The sequence below is a fragment of the Ruegeria meonggei genome (genome assembly GCF_900172215.1).
Classification (GTDB): Bacteria; Pseudomonadota; Alphaproteobacteria; order Rhodobacterales; family Rhodobacteraceae; genus Ruegeria; species Ruegeria meonggei.
The window spans coordinates 11485-32739 of sequence record NZ_FWFP01000016.1; the positions used below are offsets into that span (position 1 = coordinate 11485).

At 57.4% G+C, this 21255-nt stretch carries 19 protein-coding genes; 16 read left to right on the forward strand and 3 right to left on the reverse strand.

Translation table 11 applies throughout. From position 1 onward, the window contains the following. Nucleotides 1–38: 38 nt before the first annotated feature. The 4 genes from RUM8411_RS20755 (at nt 39) to RUM8411_RS20770 (ending at nt 4037) form a co-directional block, all read left to right on the forward strand. Entirely contained in the window at nt 39–1253 is a 1215-nt protein-coding gene (locus RUM8411_RS20755) for a DUF58 domain-containing protein (protein ID WP_234995310.1), read from the forward strand. Further along, complete coding sequence (locus RUM8411_RS20760) at nt 1253–2248, forward strand: stage II sporulation protein M (RefSeq protein WP_085824645.1); 996 nt, start codon at nt 1253–1255, stop codon at nt 2246–2248. The genes RUM8411_RS20755 and RUM8411_RS20760 overlap by 1 nt, the downstream gene beginning before the upstream one ends. Beyond that, nucleotides 2245–3138 (forward strand): RDD family protein, encoded by an 894-nt coding sequence (locus tag RUM8411_RS20765; protein ID WP_085824646.1) that lies wholly within the window; start codon nt 2245–2247, stop codon nt 3136–3138. The genes RUM8411_RS20760 and RUM8411_RS20765 overlap by 4 nt, the downstream gene beginning before the upstream one ends. A 122-nt stretch (nt 3139–3260) precedes the next feature. Then, on the forward strand, nt 3261–4037 hold the full coding sequence (locus tag RUM8411_RS20770) for a hypothetical protein (RefSeq protein WP_143534947.1): 777 nt from the start codon (nt 3261–3263) through the stop codon (nt 4035–4037). Nucleotides 4038–4144: 107 nt separating this feature from the next. Here the strand turns inward: RUM8411_RS20770 and RUM8411_RS20775 are convergent, their stop codons facing one another. Further along, entirely contained in the window at nt 4145–4522 is a 378-nt protein-coding gene (locus tag RUM8411_RS20775) for a VOC family protein (RefSeq protein ID WP_085824648.1), read from the reverse strand. Nucleotides 4523–4561: 39 nt separating this feature from the next. Here RUM8411_RS20775 and RUM8411_RS20780 point away from each other — a divergent pair, with 39 nt between their 5' ends. Together RUM8411_RS20780 and RUM8411_RS20785 are read left to right on the forward strand one after the other, a co-directional pair. After that, complete coding sequence (locus tag RUM8411_RS20780; protein WP_085824649.1) at nt 4562–5098, forward strand: winged helix-turn-helix transcriptional regulator; 537 nt, start codon at nt 4562–4564, stop codon at nt 5096–5098. Nucleotides 5099–5371: 273 nt separating this feature from the next. Then, nucleotides 5372–6394 (forward strand): hypothetical protein, encoded by a 1023-nt coding sequence (locus RUM8411_RS20785; RefSeq protein WP_143534948.1) that lies wholly within the window; start codon nt 5372–5374, stop codon nt 6392–6394. Here RUM8411_RS20785 and RUM8411_RS20790 read toward each other — a convergent pair. Next, complete coding sequence (locus RUM8411_RS20790) at nt 6360–7922, reverse strand: winged helix-turn-helix domain-containing tetratricopeptide repeat protein (RefSeq protein ID WP_085824651.1); 1563 nt, start codon at nt 7920–7922, stop codon at nt 6360–6362. The genes RUM8411_RS20785 and RUM8411_RS20790 overlap by 35 nt on opposite strands. Before the next feature lie 148 nt (nt 7923–8070). Here RUM8411_RS20790 and RUM8411_RS20795 point away from each other — a divergent pair, with 148 nt between their 5' ends. The 4 genes from RUM8411_RS20795 (at nt 8071) to RUM8411_RS20810 (ending at nt 12177) form a co-directional block, all read left to right on the forward strand. Beyond that, nucleotides 8071–9009: a homocysteine S-methyltransferase family protein gene (locus tag RUM8411_RS20795; RefSeq protein ID WP_085824652.1), complete on the forward strand. Its 939-nt coding sequence runs from the start codon at nt 8071–8073 to the stop codon at nt 9007–9009. Between the two features lie 103 nt (nt 9010–9112). After that, nucleotides 9113–9748 carry a hypothetical protein gene (locus RUM8411_RS20800; protein WP_143534949.1) on the forward strand — a complete coding sequence of 212 codons (636 nt, stop codon included), beginning with the start codon at nt 9113–9115 and terminating at the stop codon, nt 9746–9748. Between the two features lie 68 nt (nt 9749–9816). Then, entirely contained in the window at nt 9817–10425 is a 609-nt protein-coding gene (locus RUM8411_RS20805) for a GNAT family N-acetyltransferase (protein ID WP_085824653.1), read from the forward strand. Between the two features lie 63 nt (nt 10426–10488). After that, nucleotides 10489–12177 (forward strand): cytochrome-c peroxidase, encoded by a 1689-nt coding sequence (locus RUM8411_RS20810; RefSeq protein WP_085824654.1) that lies wholly within the window; start codon nt 10489–10491, stop codon nt 12175–12177. On the opposite strand, the gene RUM8411_RS20815 is transcribed toward RUM8411_RS20810, so the two are convergent. Further along, on the reverse strand, nt 12101–12874 hold the full coding sequence (locus RUM8411_RS20815; RefSeq protein ID WP_085824655.1) for a DeoR/GlpR family DNA-binding transcription regulator: 774 nt from the start codon (nt 12872–12874) through the stop codon (nt 12101–12103). The two genes, RUM8411_RS20810 and RUM8411_RS20815, sit on opposite strands and share 77 nt — an antisense overlap. Nucleotides 12875–13087: 213 nt before the next feature. On the opposite strand from RUM8411_RS20815, the gene RUM8411_RS20820 reads away from it, so the two are divergent. The 6 genes from RUM8411_RS20820 to RUM8411_RS20845 all read left to right on the forward strand — a co-directional run bounded on the left by RUM8411_RS20820 (nt 13088) and on the right by RUM8411_RS20845 (nt 21253). Beyond that, on the forward strand, nt 13088–14029 hold the full coding sequence (locus RUM8411_RS20820; protein ID WP_143534950.1) for an ABC transporter substrate-binding protein: 942 nt from the start codon (nt 13088–13090) through the stop codon (nt 14027–14029). A 77-nt stretch (nt 14030–14106) separates the two neighbouring features. Then, nucleotides 14107–15129 carry a quaternary amine ABC transporter ATP-binding protein gene (locus tag RUM8411_RS20825; protein WP_085824656.1) on the forward strand — a complete coding sequence of 341 codons (1023 nt, stop codon included), beginning with the start codon at nt 14107–14109 and terminating at the stop codon, nt 15127–15129. Beyond that, the gene (locus RUM8411_RS20830) at nt 15126–17117 is read left to right on the forward strand and encodes an ABC transporter permease (RefSeq protein ID WP_085824657.1); all 1992 of its coding nucleotides are present in this window, start codon (nt 15126–15128) and stop codon (nt 17115–17117) included. The genes RUM8411_RS20825 and RUM8411_RS20830 overlap by 4 nt, the downstream gene beginning before the upstream one ends. Nucleotide 17118: 1 nt before the next feature. Further along, nucleotides 17119–18000 (forward strand): phosphotransferase, encoded by an 882-nt coding sequence (locus tag RUM8411_RS20835; protein WP_085824658.1) that lies wholly within the window; start codon nt 17119–17121, stop codon nt 17998–18000. An 8-nt stretch (nt 18001–18008) separates the two neighbouring features. Next, the gene (locus RUM8411_RS20840) at nt 18009–20453 is read left to right on the forward strand and encodes a GcvT family protein (RefSeq protein WP_085824659.1); all 2445 of its coding nucleotides are present in this window, start codon (nt 18009–18011) and stop codon (nt 20451–20453) included. 26 nt (nt 20454–20479) lie between these two features. Beyond that, nucleotides 20480–21253 carry an inositol monophosphatase family protein gene (locus RUM8411_RS20845; RefSeq protein ID WP_143534951.1) on the forward strand — a complete coding sequence of 258 codons (774 nt, stop codon included), beginning with the start codon at nt 20480–20482 and terminating at the stop codon, nt 21251–21253. The last annotated feature ends 2 nt before the right edge of the window (nt 21254–21255 follow it).

The following is a 21255-nucleotide window of genomic DNA, read 5'->3' on the forward strand; positions in this document are numbered from 1 at the left end:
CGGCCTGTATCGCGCTTGGCCTGTCGCTGGCCGCGGTTGTGCTGGGTGATGCTGCCCGAACCGTGGCCGGGATCCCCTGGCTGTTGCTGGGCGGGATTGCGGCAGCGGATCTGTTGTTGTCCTGGCCGCGTCGCCGAACCATCTCAGTTGACCCTGTGGGAGAGGTCTTTGTCGGCGAGAGCTTCGACATCGTCCTTGACGTCAGCCCCCGGGCCGCAAGTATGCGGGGTCAGCTTAGCTGGCCCGACGGGCTGACCGGACCCAGCGGATTTGATCTGAATTCCGGATCGGCCAAAATTCAGGGCCGTGCTGTCCGGCGTGGAAACTGGGTGTTTTCCAATCTGTGGCTTTACTGGCCCTCGCGCTTGTCTTTGTTTGAATTTGTCCCCAAAACCGCCTTTGCTCTTGAGGTCGCCGTAGTGCCGAATATCCGCCGGGTGCAATCGGGTGAGATTTCGACAACGGTTCAATCCCGCCTGTTTGGCGTCAAGGAAAACCGCGCCATTGGCGAGGGTACCGAATTCCATCAGCTGCGCGATTTTGTGCAGGGAATGGATGCCAGCTCGATCGACTGGAAACGGTCTGCGCGCCATCGCTCGCTGGTGGCTAAAGAGGTGCGGGCCGAACGCAACCACCATGTGATCATCGCGCTCGACAATGGCTATCAGATGCGCGAGGAAATCGCGGGCCTGCCCAAGATCGATCACGCCATCACCGCAGCGCTGGCCACGGCCTGGGCCGCTGCAATTGGCGGCGATCTGGTCGGGATGTACGCCTATGATGCCGAACCGCGGCTGTTTTTGCCGCCAGAACCGGGGCGTGCGGCCTTTACCCGCCTGCGCAGCCGCACGGCAGAGCTGCGCTATGAAAGCCGGGAAACCAACCACACGCTGGCGATGACCGAATTGAACCGGCGCACACCCAAACGCAGCCTGATCATCGTGTTTTCCGATTTCATCGACACAACCTCGGCCGAGCTGATGGTCGAAAACATCGGCGTTCTGGCCAAGCGGCACCTGATTGTCTTTGTCGCCTTGCGGGACCCGATCCTCGAGGCGCAGGTCAGGGTCACCCCTGCGGATATGGACGGTGTGGCTGAAACTGTTTCTACCGGCCAACTGCTACAGGAAAGACGCCTTGTTCTTGAACGCCTGCACCAGCTGGGGGTCACGATCATTGATGCTGAACCGGGTCATATCTCGGCTCGGCTGATTTCAACTTACCTTGAAATCAAGGCGCGGGAGATGATCTGATGTCAGACAGCGAAATGATCCGATCCGCCCGTTTTCGACAAGAGCGCGAGGCCGATTGGCAAAAACTGGCAGCTCTGGTCACCAAGGCCGAAACGCAAGGCATGCACCGCATGAGCTTTCAGGAGGCGCGGGATCTGGCCGACCTGTACCGCCAGGCCACCACGTCCCTATCTATCGCTCGCGAAATCTCATTGGATCGCGGGCTGCTGGAATATCTCGAGGCGCTGACAAGCCGCGCCTATCTGAGCACCTACGCGCCGCAACAACGTCTGGGCGGTATCCTGCACCGGTTCCTGACCAGCGGCGGCCCACAGGCGATGCGATCCTCGTGGCGCATCGTTCTGTTTGGGATGCTGTGCATGGCGGCCGGGGCGGTCGCAGGATATTTCTTCTATCTGGAAAATCCCGAATGGTTTTACGTGTTCATGCCACCCGACCTTTCGGGCGGTCGCGGTCCCGACGCCAGCACCGAATTCCTGCGCGCACAGATTTACGGTGACGAGGGCCCCGAAGGGCTGGGCGGGTTTGCGACCTATCTGTTTTCTCATAACACGCGCGTCGCCATATTTGCTTTTGGCCTTGGGGCTTTCCTATGCGCGCCCTCCATAATGCTGACCTTTTACAACGGGATCATTGTAGGCGTGTTTTTTGGCCTTCATGTGGATCGGAACCTGGGCTGGGACCTGTTTGGTTGGCTTTCCATTCACGGAGTGACCGAGTTATCGGCGATATGCATCGCCTGCGCCGGTGGGCTGAAATTGGGGCTGGCAGTGCTGTTTCCCGGCAACAGGACCCGGTCTTTGGCGCTGCGTGAGGCCGGTCATGACGCCGTCAAGCTGGCGTTGGTTGCGGCGCTGATGCTGGTGGTTGCGGCCCTGCTGGAAGGGTTCGGCAGGCAGTTGGTTCAGGATCAAAACGCCCGTATCGCGATCGGTTGGGGTGTTGGTGCCTTGTGGATGCTTTGGTTTCTACTGGGTGGAAGGAAGCACGCATGAGCATCCAATCCATGGATCAGCTGCTGCCGCCCGAAGGGGTTCCGTTGCATTTCAGGATAGCCGGCGTAGGCGTCCGCCTGGCCGCGCAGCTCAGCGATCTGATGATTACCGGCATCGCGGCTCTGGCCCTGTTTTTGTTTGTCATGGCCATCGATCTGACGACCCCCGGGACGTTGATCGCGATTGCCTCGATGCTGTTTTTCTTTATCCGCATACCCTATTACGCCATGTCCGAGTTGATCTGGAACGGGCAGACCATCGGCAAGCGGTTGTTGAAGATCAAGGTTGTGGCCGCCGATGGGCGGGCGTTGACCACCCAATCCCTGGTCATTCGCAATCTGATGAAAGAGGCTGAGATCTTTTTGCCCGGCACCCTGCTTTTGACCCTGGATGCGACCCGCCTGGTGCCCTCTCTTCTGTCGCTATTCTGGGTGATGTGCGTTGTGGCGGTGCCGCTGTTCAACAAACGGCGCAAACGGTTGGGCGATATCATCGCGGGCACCTATGTGGTCCACTTGCCGCAGCCGGTTTTGCTGAAAGACATGGCCAAGGCAATCAAGCAACCGCTGCATTCCGATCAGAAATTCCGGTTCCTCACCCACCATCTGGAACATTACGGCGCGTTCGAGTTGCAGACCCTCGAAGGTTTTCTCCGCTCGAGTGATCGGAATAAAGGCCCGGCTGCCTACCAACGCCACAAAACCACGTTGGACGCGCTAGTCGACCAGATCCGACGCAAGATCGACTACGCAGATTCAGTGCGTGCCGAAGACCTGCTGGCCTTCCTTGAGGCGTTCTACAAGGCACAGCGCGGCTATCTTGAGCAGCGTCAGCTGTTTGGCGACAAACGTGTCGACAAACACCACGGCACGCAGGATGATCCGCCCTGATATCGCTTGTTGTAATTTTACACTTACGAGAGCGTTTTTCTTTTATTTCTGCTTGCGGATGAGTGCGCCCTCGGGGCTTTATCGCTTGCAGTTAGTCCCGGATATTAAAGAGGAACTCCTATATGACTGATGCAGTAGATACAGCACCTCATGTGCCCCTTGGCGTAGGGGCCGTGCTAGGGGATTCGTTTTCAATCCTTTTTCGCAGGCTTCCAGCGGTGGCTTTGCTTGGGTTCATTCCCGCGCTCATCGACGTCATTCTGAACAACGCCGTGGGGCTGGACAGTGCCGCAAACCTTGAACCTGGTGCTGATTTCGACACCGGAGGGTTCGTGCAGGCATTCGGGATCGTGTTTCTTGTCAGCCTCGTCATGATGTCGGTCATCACGGCGACGCTGGTTCAACTTTCCTATGACGCCAAACTGGGTCGACCCACACAGTTGGTCAAATACCTGTCAACGGCGATCAAGAACCTGCCGGCCATTGTGGTTCTGTCCATTGTAGCGTCGGTTCTGTATGTGATCGCATCTTTGTTTTTTATCATTCCGGGGATTTGGCTGTACGCGGTGTTTTCAATGCTGGTGCCTGTTATCGTCATCGAAGGGGCCGGGTTTGGCGCATTGGGTCGTAGCGCAGAGCTGACCAAAGGATATCGTTGGCCAATCATCGGCGCATTCATACTGGTGTTCTTGTGCCTGTTCCTGTTTGGCTTTGTGACCGCCTTTATTCTGGCCATTTTCTCTTCTGGTAACTTTTTTGGCCTAGGCGTCTTGCTTGAGACAATCATCAACGCAATCGCTTATGGTCTGGCCAGTATTGCGGTTGCCATCATTTTCGCACGCCTCAAAGAGATTAAAGAGGGCGTCAGCGTCTCGGACCTGGTGGACGTGTTCAAGTAACGCATTCTCCGGCTGAATCAAACTGTTGCGATCCGATATCGACATGCCTGCGTGGTATACCGCATCGGGTCGCAACAAGAATACCCGCAGGTTTATTGTGGCTGTAGTCAGACCTGCCCTGTCAGGTCCTGCGCCAGCATCAGCGCATTGCCATCCGGGTCATAAAACGTGGCTGTGCTGACCATCCCCTCGATGGTCTCAGTTGCGCCGTCGAACCGGACGCCTGCCCCTTCCAAGGCTTGCCGCGCAACCTCGATATCGCCGATTCCAAACACCGGCACGGTATTGCCTGGCGACGGTTCCAACTGCTCTCCCAAACCCAGGGTCACGCCGGGGGTTTTGGTCTGCATTTCGCTCCAACCCGCGTCGTCAATATGGTGGATCAGTTCGAACCCGAGCATTGCGCTGTACCACGCAGCACTGACGTGCCGATCCCTGACTGAAATCGCCAGAGTGATCGTGGCGTCCAATGAAACAAGCGACATTTGACTTTCCCTTTGCAGAAAATAAAGTTACTATACTTTATGGACATTAAGTCACTTGTCAAGCTCACCTCGCGGGCCTGGTCATTGAACATTCTGGCGGCACTTCATGAAGGGGTCCCCGGACGGCAAGCCCCCCTGCTGGCCGCAACATGCGCAGGTCGGACGTCCTTTTCCGCAAGCCTGGACCATCTGATCAAAATGGGGTTGTTGGAAAAAAACCCAGGTCATGGCCACCCGTTGCGGCCCGAGTTTCGACTGACCCCGTCGGGCGCCCTTGCCGCCGAAACCGCCAGCAGGATCACAACTGCAGTGCCTAATGACACTCAATTTGCCCTATTGCGGCGCAGCTGGACGGTTCCCGTTCTGGCACTGACGCAAACACCGAGGCGGTTTTCCGAGATCAGATCCGGACTGGTGCCAATTACGGATCGGGCCCTTTCGAAGTCACTCCACCAGCTTGAGGATATTGAATGGCTAAAACGCGATATTGATGTCTCACGACGGGTGCCGCATCCGACCTATCGCGCGGTGAACACCGGTATCGAGGTCACCCGTGCAGTTGCCCTGGCGATCTGACCCCCTACCCCGAGAGTTTGTTACAGCGTCGAAACAAAGGTTACATTGAGGCCTTCTTTCAATTTATGTAGACATAATTTGCGGCGCACCTTGGGGGGTTTGTTAGTTTTTTGAGGGGGTACGAGTCTGGTGCGTCGCACCCTGCCCCAAGCGCCCAAACGCGATTCGCCCGGCAAACTTCTTCTTGATGTCACACCCCAAAAAGACTGTGGTTGCAGCAGGCTGCCCAATCCATCACAGGATTGGCTGGCGCGGTTGGAACAGGGGTGGCTCATGGATCAGCGCTCAATCATCCTGACTGTCGGGTTTGGGTCGGTGATGATCAACACGATGCCCGTCTGGATCGGAGATCTGGCATCAGGAGCCGGGCTTTCGGACGGTATTGCAGGGGCTTTTGCCAGCCTGGTGCTGTTGTCCGCGTCTCTGGCCTGTCTGGGATTGAGAGATGCCGAATATATCAGCCTGTCAAAAGTCGCGGCCCCAATTTGCCTGGCTCTGCTGGCACTGAGCCCACCTTCAGCCCCGCTTCTGCCCGCCCTTGCCTGTTGCGGGTTGGGAATTGCCATCGGCGCGCTGACCGGGCGCGTCATCAGTGGGCTGGACGGCCAGAGCGGCAAGTTAGCGGCGATCAGCCTTGCGCTGTCGGCCGGGCTGGTCGTATCGCTGCTCGTCTATCTGATCCTGCTGGTTCTGACCCTGTCCTCGCTGTGGCTATTGACAGCAATGTCCCTGGGATTGCTCGCCGTCAGAACGCCACAGATGGCCCCCTCATCACGGTTTCAATGGAACCACTTTACCTCGGCCCTGCCGGTTCAGTACATTCCGTTTTTTGTCATGATGGGCGCCTATTGGACTTATCTTGAGCTGTTCGGCGCGCGGTTCGACAACGCCGGACAGTTGCCGTTCTGGCTGCTGGGCAGTTTGGTGACTGGCGCAATTGGCGCATTTTTGGCGTCGCGCATCCCCCCGAGCTGGCAGGCAAGGACGCAAGCCTGGGCGATGGTCGCAGCCGCTGTCACTGGCGGGTGCAGCTATTTGGCGCCCAATCTGGCCTTGTTTGGCCTGACCATTTTGGTGAACGGATTTGCCCTGTTTGTCTATTTTCCGCTTTATCTGGGCACGGTAGGCGACAAGGCACCCGGAGCCATGGCCGGATACCTGCTGGGCTTTGCTGTGGGTGGCGCCGTCGGCTCTGCCCTAATCTTCTCGGTCGGGTATACCGCGTTGGCAGGGGCGATCCTGCTGTCCGGTTTGATCGGGCTTATGCAATCGGGCGTCCGGTCTCATCCGCGATGACCAACCCGGCCATACGCCAATGGGCCAGAGCTGAGGAGACCAGGTCTTTGTTTGCTTCCCAAATTGCAAGTTCCTGAAACGCGCGGCCTTCAAACTCTGGAAACACCTGTTTCAGTAGGTCCACCTGTTCAGCGGCCGAGTCCAGATCCCCAAGCGCCGCATACAACCACACCAAATGCGCATGGTACCAATAGAAACCGGGCATCGGAACCTTTTGCATCTCGAACAGCGCGGCTTCGAACATACCTAACCGAGCATACCGCCAAACGCGGGCGAAATGGTACCAACCGGGATGTTCGGGGCTGATATCCATGGCTTTGTCCAGCAGGCGCAGGGCGTCCTCTTCACGACCCAGAAACGCATAGCAATGGCCGATCTCTGACAACACGTCCGAGTGGCCGGAATTCAATTCCAGCGCTTTTTGCGCCGCAAGGTCAAACCCGTCGACATCCATCGCAAATAACCGGCACATGGCCAGCGCGACCAAGGCAAACGCATTGCGCGGATCAGCCTGGGCCGCCTTTTCCGCCGCATCCGTAGCCAGTGCAAGCGCATCAACATCCGGGCGTTCGTTGACGTGATAGCGGAACTCCTCCAGCAGGATAACGGAATACGCCGCCCACCCATCCGCCGCGTTCGGGTGACGCTCCAAGGCCTGCGGAAACGCGTCTCGTAACCGGGCGTGCAAACCGATGTCATAGCTGCGATAGAACCGGCGAAAGTCCGAGACCAGCCGAAATATCGTCCAGCTTTCATGCGGTGCTTGGGTGCGCATCCGCTTGACAGTTTCTTTGGCAACCGGGCTGTGCGGCCCTGCAAGACGACCCGCACAAATCTGGGCGATCCGGTCCAGCACGTCAAAGAGATCACCAACGGTTGCTTCACTGTCGAACTGTTCGGTTACAACCACAGTGCCCGTCGTTGTCGAGACCAGTTGAACACTGACCCGCAGCCTGGTCTCAGTCCGACGCACACTGCCTTCGATCACAAAGTCCGCGCCATAGCGTCGGCGTATCTGATCGTGGTCCAACCGGTCGCCTTGAATCGCGTCAGAGGTAGTGCGGGACAGCACCTTGATCTCGCTGAACCGGGACAGGCTAGAGATGGTTTCGTCGGTGATGCCTTCACACAAGAACTGAGCATCCGGGTCCTGGCTAGTGTTCCGAAATGGTAACAAGGCCAGACAGGGCGTGGCCAACTCTGTATCCGGCTTCTCGCCTGTGGGCTCGATCGCAACGGCCAGTCGGAACCCGACCCCATGCACCGTTTTGATAACCTGTTGCCTGGACCCGTTATCCCCGACCACGCGCCGGGCCTCTTTGATCGCGGTAGACAAGGTGGCGTCTGTCACAATCCGATCCCCCCAGGCCCGCAGGATCAGATCATCCTTGCTGACAACGTCCCCACCTGCCTCGAACAACGCACGCAAAATGCCCAGCGACTGCCGGGTCAGCCGCTGTGTCTGTCCGTTACGCAAGACCGTCATCTGATCGAAGTCGATCTCGGTGTCTGAGATCCGCGTTTTCATTGCGCCACAGTATCCGCGAAGCCTGACCGCGAAAAGCCTCAGAACTTCTCAGAGTTTTCTCAGGTTTATCTCAAGCCTGCTCGACATGGGCACCGTACCACATCCTCACTGCTTTTTGACGACAACCAGAAAACGGGAAGGACGTAACATGAAATACCGTAACGCATTGCCGCAACTGGCCGGCAAATCCATGATCACCGATGGTGGGCTTGAGACGTCGCTGGTTTTCAAGGACGGGATCGATCTGCCGCTTTTTGCGGCGTTCAAGGCGCTTGAGACAGATGCCGGAGTGGCGGCAATCGACGCCTATATGAAGCGCTTTGCCGAAATGGCGATCAGGGAAAAACATGGCTTTGTGATGGACACACCAACATGGCGGGCCAGCGCGCGATGGGCGGCTGATCTGGGGATCAGCCACGACACCCTGCGCGCAGTACATCAGGAAACGATCTGCACCCTTAGCAATTTGCGCAATGCGATGGAGGTCGAAGGCCAATCGCCTTTTGTCATCAACGGTGTCATTGGCCCGCAGGATGACGGATACGCTCCGACCCGCATTCTGACCGCGGATCAGGCGCAATCCTACCATGATGTGCAGGTAGGATGGTTCGAAGAGTTTGGCGCCGACATGGTCTCGGCCATCACGATGACCTATTCGGATGAGGCCATTGGTATCGCGCGGGCAGCCCGACATCATGGGATCCCGGTTGCAATCGCATTTACGTTGGAAACCGACGGGTTGCTACCTTCGGGCGAGACCCTGCAACAGGCGATTGAGGCCGTCGACGCCGCAACAGGCAGCTACCCGGCCTATTACATGATCAACTGTGCCCATCCCGATCACTTTGCGCATGTCCTCGATCACAGCTGGACCAAGCGGATCATGGGGCTGCGCGCCAATGCCTCGCGACTCAGCCATGCTGAGCTGGATGCCGCTGAAACCCTAGACGATGGCGATCCGACTGAGCTGGGTCAGCTCTACGCCGAACTATCCGCGATGCTGCCCAACCTGACAGTTTTGGGCGGGTGCTGCGGCACGGATCATCGCCACGTGTCTGCGATCTGCAAGGCGATGGCCGCTGCTTGATACGGCATTTTTGCCGGTGCTTAACGCCCCAAATCAATTGCCGCCTGCGGGGTAAGCCGCAGGCGCAGGAAAAACTTGTCTCTGAACCCAAAAGGAAAACACAATGTTCAAACCCATACTCTCAACCTTTGTACTGTTGGCTTCAACCGCGATTGCCCAGGCCGATAGCGCCCCGATGTCCTTTGATGTGGCCGAGGATCACACACGGATTTTCATGGCCGCCCAGCCAGTGCACGACAATGGCATGCCCGCCCATGGCAACGCGTTCCTTAGCCAAGGTTATATATACCCGGCTGGAACCCTGAACGACGGCACCAAGGGGGTCAATCTGGACGGCACCCCGGCCTTTCCGGGGTTGGTTCTGGGCACCTGGACCTGTGACGGTTATTTTGTTGGCGATGGCGGCAATGCTACCTCGGGCGTTTGGGTCATCAGCCGGCAGGTCTTTGAATTCAACGATGGTGACACCGTCATCACCCAAGGCCCGGAAATCGCCGATATCGGTAAAAAGAACCTGCGCCCGATCACCGGCGCAACCGGGGACTATGCCGAGATCGAAGGCGGGCTGATTCAGATCACTTTGGGGTTCAACGATTTCATGGCCATCAATGCGACCTTTGCGTTCGAAACCGCCCCATCAGATCAGGCAGCTTATACCATCGACGAAGATGACGTTCTTGAGTGGGACTCGGGCGCACCGGTTGGTCCGATCGAAGACCGACCGGATACCAACTCCTGATCATCGCATGGCTGTGCCCGGTATCCGCCGGGCACACAAACAACACTTCAGACCAGACGAGAAAGACAATGAAGGACACATCACATCCAAACCTGCGCCGTGCCGTGCAGCAAGACGCCAGAGATTTGGCCAAACTTATAGACATCGCCGGTGAAGGCATCCCCTCGTGGCTTTGGGGCCAGAACACCGCTGAGGGTCAATCGCCACTTACTGTCGGAATTGCCCGCGCGCGGCGCACCAGCGGAGGTTTTTCCTACACCAACGCTGTTGTCTCCGAAGAGGCTGGCCAAGTTCTGGGCATGGCCCTGACCTACCCCATCGATGCCGCACCAGACACCGACATCGCCGATCTGCCAGACCCGATCAAACCCTTTGTCGAGCTTGAGGCCCTGTCGACCGGCACGTGGTTTGTGAATGCGTTGGCCACCTATCCGTCCAGCCGAAACCGGCGAATTGGAACCGTACTTTTGGCCAGGGTCGAGGAACAGGCTCGCCGCGCCGGATACTCTGAGATCAGCATTCAGGTCTATGGCCAGAACACCGGAGCACTGCGTCTGTATCAACGGCTGGGGTTTGAACCGGTCGCGCAAGCCCCGGTCCGCCATCACCCCTGCCCTCCCTACTACACGGGCGATGTCATCTTGCTGATCCGGAAGATTGCACAGCGGTCTGGTTGAGCGGCCGGACCTGCGGGAACAGTTCCTGTGCCTTCGCAGATCAATTAGTGGAATGAGATTAATATGTTGATAAAATTCAAATTTTCCAAGGCAACACTTCTTTTGGGCGTTGTCCTTCTGGCACCCATACTTGCCAATCCCGGATCGGCCCAGCAATCGCTCCGTCTGCCGCAACCGCTGGACGACCGGGATTTCCTATATGACGGCACACCGCCAGAGGATCTGGTCGAGCTGGGCCGCAACCTGTTTTTTGACCCGATTCTGTCCGGCAATCGCAACATCTCATGCGGGACCTGCCACGACCCCGGCAATGGCACTGGCGACGGGCTGGCCCTTGGCATCGGCGAAGGAGGGACCGGTATCGGGACAAACCGGATCACCCAAGACCCGGTCACCGGGCGGGTTCCGCGCAACGCTCAGGCCCTGTGGAACATTGGTGCCCGCGCCTATACCAGCATGTTTCACGACGGCCGGGTCGAGGATCTGGGCCCGACACAGCGCAGCCCCGCCGGGCAGACACTGCCCTCTGGTCTCGGCACCGCTTTGGTGGCGCAGGCCTTTTTCCCAGTGACATCACCGATCGAAATGGCCGGGCAATTTGGTGAAAACCCAATCGCAAATGCCGCAGCGGTTGAGGATCGTGCAATAGTCTGGTCCCTGCTTGCCTCCCGGGTCGCGGCAGTGCCCGGCTACATGACCCTGCTCAAGGCTGCATTTGCCGAAGTAAAACACCCTTCGGACGTCACATACACCCAATTGGCCAAAGCTCTTGCCGCCTTCCAGACAGTCGGTTTTCGCGCACATAACAGCCCGTTTGATCGGGTCCTGCGCACCGGAGACACCTCGCACCTGGCCCAGGACGCCCGCGCGGGGCTTGCTTTGTTTTATGGCGATGCTGGGTGTTCTGGTTGCCATAGTGGCCCGTTGCTGACTGACCATCAGTTTCACGCAATCGCCATGCCGCAGATCGGTCCCGGCAAGGGTCACGGGGCTGACCTGAGCTATTGGCGCGAGACCGGTTTACCAGGCCGCACTGAGGACGAGGGCCGGTACAGGGTGACCTTTCAAACCAGTGACCTTTTTGCGTTCCGAACCCCGTCCTTGCTTAATGTGGCGATCACCGGGCCATGGGGCCACAGCGGCACCTTTGACAATCTGGGCGCGGTTGTTCGGCATCACATTGATCCGGTCGGCAGTCTTAAAACCTATAAACTTCCTGACGGCACGCTGCCGAAAATAGACCGTATCCAGCGATTGGCGGCAAGGGGATCGGCACTGACCTTCAAACCACTTGAGCCTACCCGCCGAGACGCCTTTGCAGCCCGCGACACATGGGTAATGAAGACATTCACCCTGACCGACCGCATAGCAGCCGCCAACACACTGCCTGCCCGCGACAACCTGAGCGATGCCGATGTCAGATACCTAGTCGCCTTTCTCGAAACCTTGACTGATCCCGCCGTTGATCAGGTCGCCCGACTTGTGCCCAAGACCGTGCCATCAGGCCTGGATCCGCAACCCAACCGACAGACGGACTGTGACCTAAGGACGTCCGGACATGAAGTGACCGTGGCAGGCCATGTTAACCCTCTTGATGCCTGCTATGACAGATGCAGCAGAGCCCATAGGCTTGAACCCGACATGGGCCTGGCCCGAGGCACAAACAAAGCGGAAATCATTCGACAACAGCTAGGTCAATGTCATTCCTGGCCAGCATTTGTTGAATGTCCTGTGATGGTTGCGTGTCGGTAAAAAGCAGATTGATTTTGTTGGCCGCTTCTAAGGTCACCGGCGCGCGTTTTCCAAGTTTCTCACTGTCGGCAACAACAATCCGAACCTGCGCTTTGTTTATGGCGATGTTTGCCAGATTGGCTTCTTGCAAGTCGTGCAGCATGAATCCCTGATCCGCGTTCACCGCCCCGACAGACAGAATGGCGAAGCGTACGTTCAGCTGTTCGATCAGTCTTTGGGCTTCCAAACCAAAGGCACCACCGTCATGCGGGCGCAGTTCACCCCCGGCCATGAACACCTTGTTGTTGTTCCGCGATGCCAGTGTGTGGGCAACAAAGACTGAGTTGGTTACCACAAACAGATCACTGTGATAGCGAAGTTCCTGGGCCACATAGGCAGTGGTTGATCCGATATCCAGAAACAGTGAATCGCCATTGCTGATGGTTTCGGCTACCGCTTTGGCCAGGCTTTCCTTGGCGTCCACTTTCTTGTCAAGACGGCTCTCCAGGTTCGGTTCAAGAATGTCCTCCAGAAGATGGACGCCACCGTGCACTTTGCGAACGATGCCCCGTTCTTCAAGAGTACGCACGTTGCGCCGGATGGTTTCCAGGGTGACGCCTAACTCTTTGGCCAAAAAGCTTACCCGGCAAGATCCACCGGTTCGAAACAGTGCACGCACAATCTCTTCTTCGCGCTGGTTGGTCGTTCTGAGATTCATATCTTTGATGTACTTTCTAGCCCGCCAAATTGCCGATAATGCATATCATAATACCCACATAATGCAACATTGCCCGGCAATTGGACGATGCTTTTCCCCGAGTGAATAAGAGAATTTGGCTAAACGTGGTTTTTATTGACACAAAACCCCACAATGTGGTGATCTTTTGGCAATACCACCGATTCACCAAAAAAACCACGATAGGGAGATGGTATGATGAACCTCAAATTGGGACTCAGTGCGTTAGGGTTTACAGTTGCAACGTCTGCAGCTTGGGCTGTCGAATCCACGGATCCGATCAAGTTGACACTGCACGACTGGTCCGGGCAGCTGATCAATACCAAGATCATGGGATCGATCCTGCAAGAAGCGGGATATAATGTCGAATACTTACAGGCAGACTATATTGCCCAGTTCGCGGGCCTGAAAACGGGCGACCTGCATCTGGCGATGGAAATATGGGAAACCACTGGACGCGAAGCGCTCGATGAGGCGACTGCTTCGGGCAACGTCGTCAATGTCGGCGAAACCGGCCTGATGGCAATCGAGGAATGGTGGTATCCGTCCTACATGAAAGACCGGTGCCCCGGTTTACCAAATTGGGAAGCTCTGAAAGACTGCGCCGAAGAATTCGCAACCGCAGAAACCGCGCCCAACGGGCGTTATGTCGGCGGTCCTGTAACATGGGGCGGATTTGATGAGGAACGGGTCGAGGCGCTGGAGCTTGAATTCGAAGTTGTCCACGCAGGCACCGATGCCGCCCTGTTTGCAGAACTGGAATCCGCCTACCAGCGAAAAGATTCGATCGTGCTGTGGGTCTACGTTCCCCATTGGGCACCAGCCAAATACGATGGTGAGTTTGTGGAATTTCCACCATTTTCGGCGGAATGCTATAGCGAGCCGTCAGTCGGCGTGAACCCGGATCTTGCCTATGATTGCGGCAAGCCCCGTGGCCCGATCTGGAAAGCTGCCTGGTCCGGTCTTCAGGAAAAATGGCCTGGCGCGTATGACATTATCGAGGCCTACAACATCAACAACGATGAAATGAGCGCGATGGTCGGCAAGGCCGATCTGGACGGGGTGGATATTGACACCGTTGTCGCGGATTGGATGGAGACAAACAAGGATCGCTGGTCCGGTTGGATTTCCAAGTAGTCCGCCTTTTGCCGGAACGAGTAACTTCCTCTCCCCACTCGTTCCGGTTTTTTTCCACCCTGTGACTGGACGCCCGGATGACCCCCAAGACAAAACTATCCTGCCGCAACGTATGGAAACTATACGGCCCCAAGGCGGAATCGCTGCTGCGACAAAATCCGAACCCGTCAGCCGATGATATTCGCAAGGCGGGTGTGATCGGCGCGGTGCGCAGCGCCAATATCGATATCGCTGAAGGAGAGATTTTTATCATCATGGGTCTGTCCGGATCGGGCAAATCCACTTTGGTCCGCTGCCTTTCAAGGTTGATTGAACCCACCGCCGGAGAAGTCCTGTTCGATGACGCAGATTTGCTGAGCACGAGTGAAAAAGAACTGATCGAAATCCGACGTCACAAGATGGGAATGGTGTTTCAGCATTTTGCTCTGCTTCCGCATCTGACAGTGTTGCAGAACGTGATGTTTCCGCTGACCATTCAGGCCACGCCCAAACCCGAGGCCAAAGCCAAGGCGCGCGACGTAGTAGAGCTGGTCGGCCTGAAAGGGCGCGAAGACAACTATCCACGCGAACTCTCAGGCGGGCAGCAGCAACGTGTCGGCATTGCCCGTTCTTTGGTGACAGAACCAGATCTTTGGTTTCTGGATGAACCGTTCTCAGCGCTTGATCCGTTAATCCGGCGCGAGATGCAGGACGAGTTTTTGCGCCTGCAAGAGCGCTTGCACAAAACAATCGTCTTCATCACGCACGATTTTGAAGAAGCGGTCCGTCTGGCCGATCGCATCGCCATCATGAAGGATGGTGAAATCATCCAGATCGCTACACCTGAAGAACTTGTGATGCACCCCGCCACCGACTATGTCGCCGAGTTCACCCGCCACATCCCACGGTCGAAAGTTCTGACAGTGGGGGGTGTCATGACTCCCGGCGTCAAAGGTGAAGGCGAACCGATTCCGCAATCCACCCGCGTCTCGGATGTAGCAGAACGGATCATAGCGGCGGATGCGCCGATTCCGGTGTCGGATGGGAACGGCCAGATTGTCGGAGGCATTGATCGCAAAGCGGTGGCGCATGTGCTGTTCGGCGCAGGGGACGCCGCATGATCCGCCTGAACCGCAGCCGGATCGTTATTCTGACGCTTGTTGTGGTCACGATTCTGTTGGGTTGGTTCGGTCGTGATCTAGGCAAAACGCTGGATGCGCGCTGGTTGACCAAATTCCCGTCAGCTTGGGTTATCCCGTTCAAAAGCTATATCTCGTCGGCGATGACCTGGCTGATCGAAGACGCAGCCCTTGGGCCAGTCTCGTTCACCGATGTCACGCGCGCGATCGCATGGCTGATCGAACAGCCCTATAACCTTGTGTTGACCCTGCTGGCGGATGGTTTTGTCCGCGGTCAGGGAAATGAGGCACAAGTTATTCTGCCCGCCATCAGCTGGATCGTCGTGATCGCCGCCGTGATCGCGCTGGGTCAGTATTGCCGCGACTGGGCGCTGGCCGCACTGGTGGGAGCGTGTTTCATATACCTCGCCGTTTTTGGTCAGTGGGACAGCGCGATGGTGACGCTTGCCTCGGTCCTGATCGCGGTTCCGATTGGTGCAGGCGGAGGTCTGATGACCGGCATAATCGCCTATCGCCACCCAACATTCGAACGCATCATTTCGCCCATTCTGGACCTGATGCAGACGATCCCGATCTTTGCCTATCTGGTACCGATCCTGTTCATGTTCGGCTTTGGCCCGATCTCAGCGCTGGTTGCGACGATGATCTACGCCACGCCTCCGATGGTACGGATCACCACGCTGGCGCTTAAGGCCGTCGATCCCGAGATCCTGGACTTTGGGCGCATGGCCGGTACGACCCAACGGCAGCTGATGTGGCGCGTCTTGGTGCCCTCGGCCAGCCACAGCCTGATGGTGGGGGTCAATCAGGTGATCATGCTGACCCTGAACATGGTCATCATCGCCTCGATGATCGGGGCCGGTGGGTTGGGGTTCGACGTCCTCGCCGCGCTGCGCCGACTGGACATCGGCGCAGGGTTCGAGGCCGGGATCGCCATTGTCGTCCTTGCCATCGCGATTGACCGGCTGAGCCAATCCTTTGCCGAGCGCATGGGACAGGTGCATCACGAGATACCTGGCACGTGGATCACCCGCCATCGTCGAACGGTGCTTGTGCTGGTCCTGCTGGTTCTGACTTGGGTACTGGGCCAGTTTTCGCCCCTGTTGCTGGAGTATCCGGAAAACCAGACCATCACTACCGGCGCGTTCTGGGATGACACGGTCAAATACCTGAACGTCAACTATTTCGACACGTTCGAGGCGATCAAGGTCTTTTTCCTGACGTGGTTCATGATTCCGATCAAAACGGTTCTGCTGGGAATCCCATGGCCCTGGGCCATTGCCATGCTGACCTTGCTGGGCTGGCATGCTGGCGGCTGGCGGCTGGCGCTGCTGTGCGGAGGGATGGCCTCGCTGATCCTGGTCTCGGGCCTGTGGTCCAAAGCTATGGTGACGGTGTATCTCTGTGGTGCCTCGGTCATTCTTGCGACGCTGATCGGCGTACCGCTGGGCGTACTGGCCGCGTTGAACAAACGAGCCGGAGCAGTCATCAACCTGCTGATTGACACGCTGCAAACACTGCCCAGCTTTGTCTATCTGATACCGGTTGTGATGCTGTTCCGGGTCGGCGATTTCACCGCTTTGATCGCTATCGTCCTGTATGCGCTGGCCCCGGCGGTGCGCTATGCCGCTCATGGCGTGCGCTCAGTCAGCGGGGAACTGATCGAGGCCGGATTGGTTTCGGGCTGCACCCCCACACAATTGTTGCGCCATATCCGCCTGCCGATGGCCCTGCCCGAGATCCTGTTGGGCATCAACCAGACAATCATGCTGGCTCTGTCCATGCTGGTCATTACCGCCTTGGTGGGCACCCGCGATCTGGGTCAAGAAGTCTACATCGCTCTGACCAAGGCCGATACCGGCCGGGGTCTGGTGGCGGGTCTATCGATTGCCTTCATTGCCATCATTGCCGACCGGCTGATCAACGCGGGTGCCCGTCAGGCGCGCATCCGCTTTGGACTGGAGAATTGAGATGAGCCAATCTGACCTACTGGCCCGCATCCGAAAATTGCCTGTCTGGCAAGGGGAAATTACGGCGGAACCGCTGACCGGCGGGATCACTAACGTGAACTACAAAGTTACCGACACCACCGGGTCCTATGTAGTGCGCGCAGGGGACGACATCCCGCTGCATCAAGTGATGCGTTTCAATGAGTTGGCCGCAAACAAGGCCGCACATGCCGCCGGATTGTCCCCTGCCGTCATTCATGCCTCTGGCGATCTGACGGTGCTGGAATTCATCCCAAGCCACACGCTGAGCGAAGAGGATGTGCGCCATCCCGATATGTTGCCCCATGTGTTGGAATTGGTGAAAGCCTACCACCGCAAAGTACCTTTGCACCTGCGTGGACCCGTGCTGGTGTTCTGGGTTTTCCATGTCATCCGCGACTATGCCGCCACGCTTACGGACCGCGGCAGCACTCACTCGGCTTTAATCTCTGAATTGGTTCAGACCGGTAACAAACTCGAAGCCGAGGCCGGACCTTATGACATGGTCTTTGGCCATAACGATCTGCTCTGCGGCAATTTTCTGGACGATGGCAACCGCTTGTGGCTGATCGATTTCGACTATGCCGGGTTCAACTCGCCACTATTCGATCTGGGCGGGCTGGCCTCGAATAACGGCTTGTCGCAAGAACAAGAAAACTGGATGCTGGAAAGCTATTTCGAAACCCTTGTCACCGACGACCTGCGCCATCGCTACACCGCGATGAAATGCGCATCGCTGCTGCGCGAAACCATGTGGAGCATGGTGTCCGAGATCACCTCGGATATTGACTTCGATTACGCAGCTTACACAGCCGAAAACCTCGCGCGGTTTCGCGCGGCCCTGAGCGATTTCAATAATACCTGAGGACAGACATGACCGACCTTCCGAAAACAGCCAAAGCCGTCATCATCGGCGGCGGGATCATCGGCTGCTCGACCGCCTATCATCTGGCCAAGCTGGGCTGGACCGACACCGTGCTGCTAGAGCGTAAAAAGCTGACCTCTGGCACCACATTCCATGCGGCTGGTCTGGTGGGGCAGTTGCGCTCGAACGCCAATATCACGCAGCTGCTGGGGTATTCGGTCGATCTGTACAACAAGATCGAAGAGGAAACCGGTCTTGGCACCGGCTGGAAGATGAATGGTGGTCTGCGCCTGGCCTGTAACGAGCAACGTTGGACCGAGGTCAAGCGACAGGCCACCACTGCGCATTCCTTTGGTCTGGACATGCAGCTTCTGACCCCTTCCGAGGCGCTGGAACTGTGGCCGCTGATGGATGTGTCGGACGTGATCGGCGCGGCCTATCTGCCGACCGATGGTCAGGCCAACCCCTCGGACATCACGCAGGCGCTGGCCAAGGGCGCACGCATGGCCGGTGCAAAGATTTTCGAGGACACCAAGGTCACTGATATCGAAATCGAAAACGGCAAAATCCGCGCCGTCATCACCGAACATGGCCGGATTGAATGTGAAAAGGTCATCTGTTGCGCCGGTCAATGGACCCGCAATTTTGCAAGCCGCTATGGTGTAAACGTGCCTCTAGTGCCAATGGAACATCAGTATATGGTGACCGAGCCGTTTGACGTGCCCAGCAATCTGCCAACCCTGCGCGATCCGGACCGGTTGACCTACTACAAAGAAGAAGTCGGCGGTCTGGTCATGGGGGGCTATGAACCAAACCCGATCCCCTGGGCCACCAACGGCATGCCGCAGGGCTTCCACTATACCCTGCTCGACAGCAATTTCGACCATTTCGAACAGCTGATGGAACAAGCCCTTGGCCGGGTGCCCGCACTTGAGCATGCGGGCGTCAAAACCCTGACCAACGGTCCCGAGAGCTTTACCCCCGATGGCAACTTCATCGTCGGTGAAGCGCCCGAACTGAGCAATTTCTTTGTCGGGGCCGGATTCAACGCCTTTGGTATCGCCGCGGGTGGCGGGGCGGGAATGGCCCTGGCCGAATGGGTACACAAAGGTGAGCCGCCCTTTGACTTGTGGTCCGCCGATATCCGCCGGTTTGGTCGGCCGCATTTCGATACCGACTGGGTCCGAACGCGAACTGTCGAAGCCTATGGCAAGCACTATACAATGGCCTGGCCACATGAAGAGCACGCCTCGGGCCGTCCGTGCCGAAAGTCGCCGCTCTATGACACATTGAAAAGCCATGGCGCCTGCTTTGGCGAGAAACTGGGTTGGGAACGCCCGAACTGGTTTGCCGACGCATCGCTGGGAGAGGCGGCCAAGGATGAATACAGCTTTGGCCGCCAGAACTGGTTCGATGCCGTAGGCCGCGAACACAAGGCTGCGCGTGAGGCGGCGGTACTTTTCGACCAGACTTCCTTTGCCAAGTTCGCGTTAAAGGGACCGGATGCGCTGGCGGCGATGAACTGGATCTGCGCCAATGATGTGGACAAGCCTGTTGGCGCACTGGTCTATACCCAGATGCTGAACGACAAGGGTGGGATTGAATGTGACCTGACCGTAGGTCGCGTGGCCCATGACGAATTCTACATCGTCACCGGCACCGGCTTTGCCACCCATGATTTCGACTGGATCAGTCGCAATATCCCCGATGGGCTGAACTGTCAGTTGTTTGACATCACCTCGTCCAACGCGGTGCTGTCGCTGATGGGCCCGAAAGCGCGGGACATTCTGGCGGCAGTGACCCGCGATGATGCGTCGAATGAGGGTTTCAAATTTGGCACCATCCGCACAATCGGCATCGCCGGTTGCCCGGTCAGGGCGCTGCGCGTGACCTATGTGGGCGAGCTTGGCTGGGAGTTGCATCTGCCGGTAGAATACGCCCAGACCGTTTATTCCGCATTGAAGGAGGCCGGGCAGGCACATGGTCTGATAAATGCCGGCTACCGCGCGATTGAATCGCTTCGGTTGGAGAAAGCCTATCGTGCCTGGGGATCCGATATCGGCCCCGATCACACGCCCTTCGAAAGCGGTTTGGGCTGGGCTGTGAAACTGCGCAAGAACGTCGATTTCAAGGGCCGCGCCGCGGCCGAGGCGCAAGGATCCGGGGGTGTCAAAAAGATGCTGGCCTGCTTCACCGTGGACCCTGATGTCGTTCTGCTGGGCCGTGAGACGATCTATCGCGATGGACAGCGCGTTGGTTGGCTGACCTCAGGCGGCTATGGCTATACCGTGGGTAAATCCATTGGCTATGGCTACGTTCGCAACCCCGAAGGGGTCGACGTGAAATTTGTAACGTCCGGTAACTATGAGTTGGAAGTCGCAACCCAGCGGGTCCCCTGCAATGTTACCCTGCAACCGCTTTATGACCCTAAAATGGAACGTGTCAAAACGTGACGCGAACCCTTCCAAAAGGACAGAACATGCAAGATGCCATGGCGTTGGACACGCATGCAAAAGCGATCTCGGAACTCGCGTCACAAGCTGCGATGCAGTATTTTCGCGGCACTCTCGGCATTGAGTTCAAACAGGATCAAAGCCCGGTTACACAGGCCGATAAAGATGTAGAAGCCAAAGTGCGGTCCTATCTGAACCGATACTTTCCCGACCATGGCGTGTTTGGCGAGGAAGAAGGTCAAGATACCGGTGACGGACGCCACATGTGGGTGATCGACCCGATCGACGGAACCCGGTCTTTTCTGTCAGGGCATCCGCTATTCGGGTTTCTTCTGGCATATCTTGTCGATGGGCACCCGCAACTGGGTGTGGTGGGAATGCCCGCATTGAACGAGACTTTTTTTGGTGTGCTCGGAAAAGGCGCAAGCCTGAATGGCCAGCCTATCCATGTTTCGGACAAATCACACCTGGATCAGGCTATCCTCTACGTGAATGAAGGCGACAAGCTGTATAGCGACCATCCGGATTTGTTCAATCGTTTGATGCAATCGGGACAGACACGTCGGTTCGCCTATGACGGCTATCCCCATGCCTTGCTGGCGGCGGGACATGTGGATGCGGTCGTGGATTATGACCTGCAGCCCTATGATTTCCTCGCGCTCTCTCCACTGATCGAAGCTGCGGGTGGAGTGATGACCGATTGGCAGGGGAGGCCGCTGGAACTCAGCTCAAACGGGGCGGTTGTATCGGCTGCAACCCCCGCATTACACGCCGAGCTATTAGAGCTTTTGAACCCGTGAGC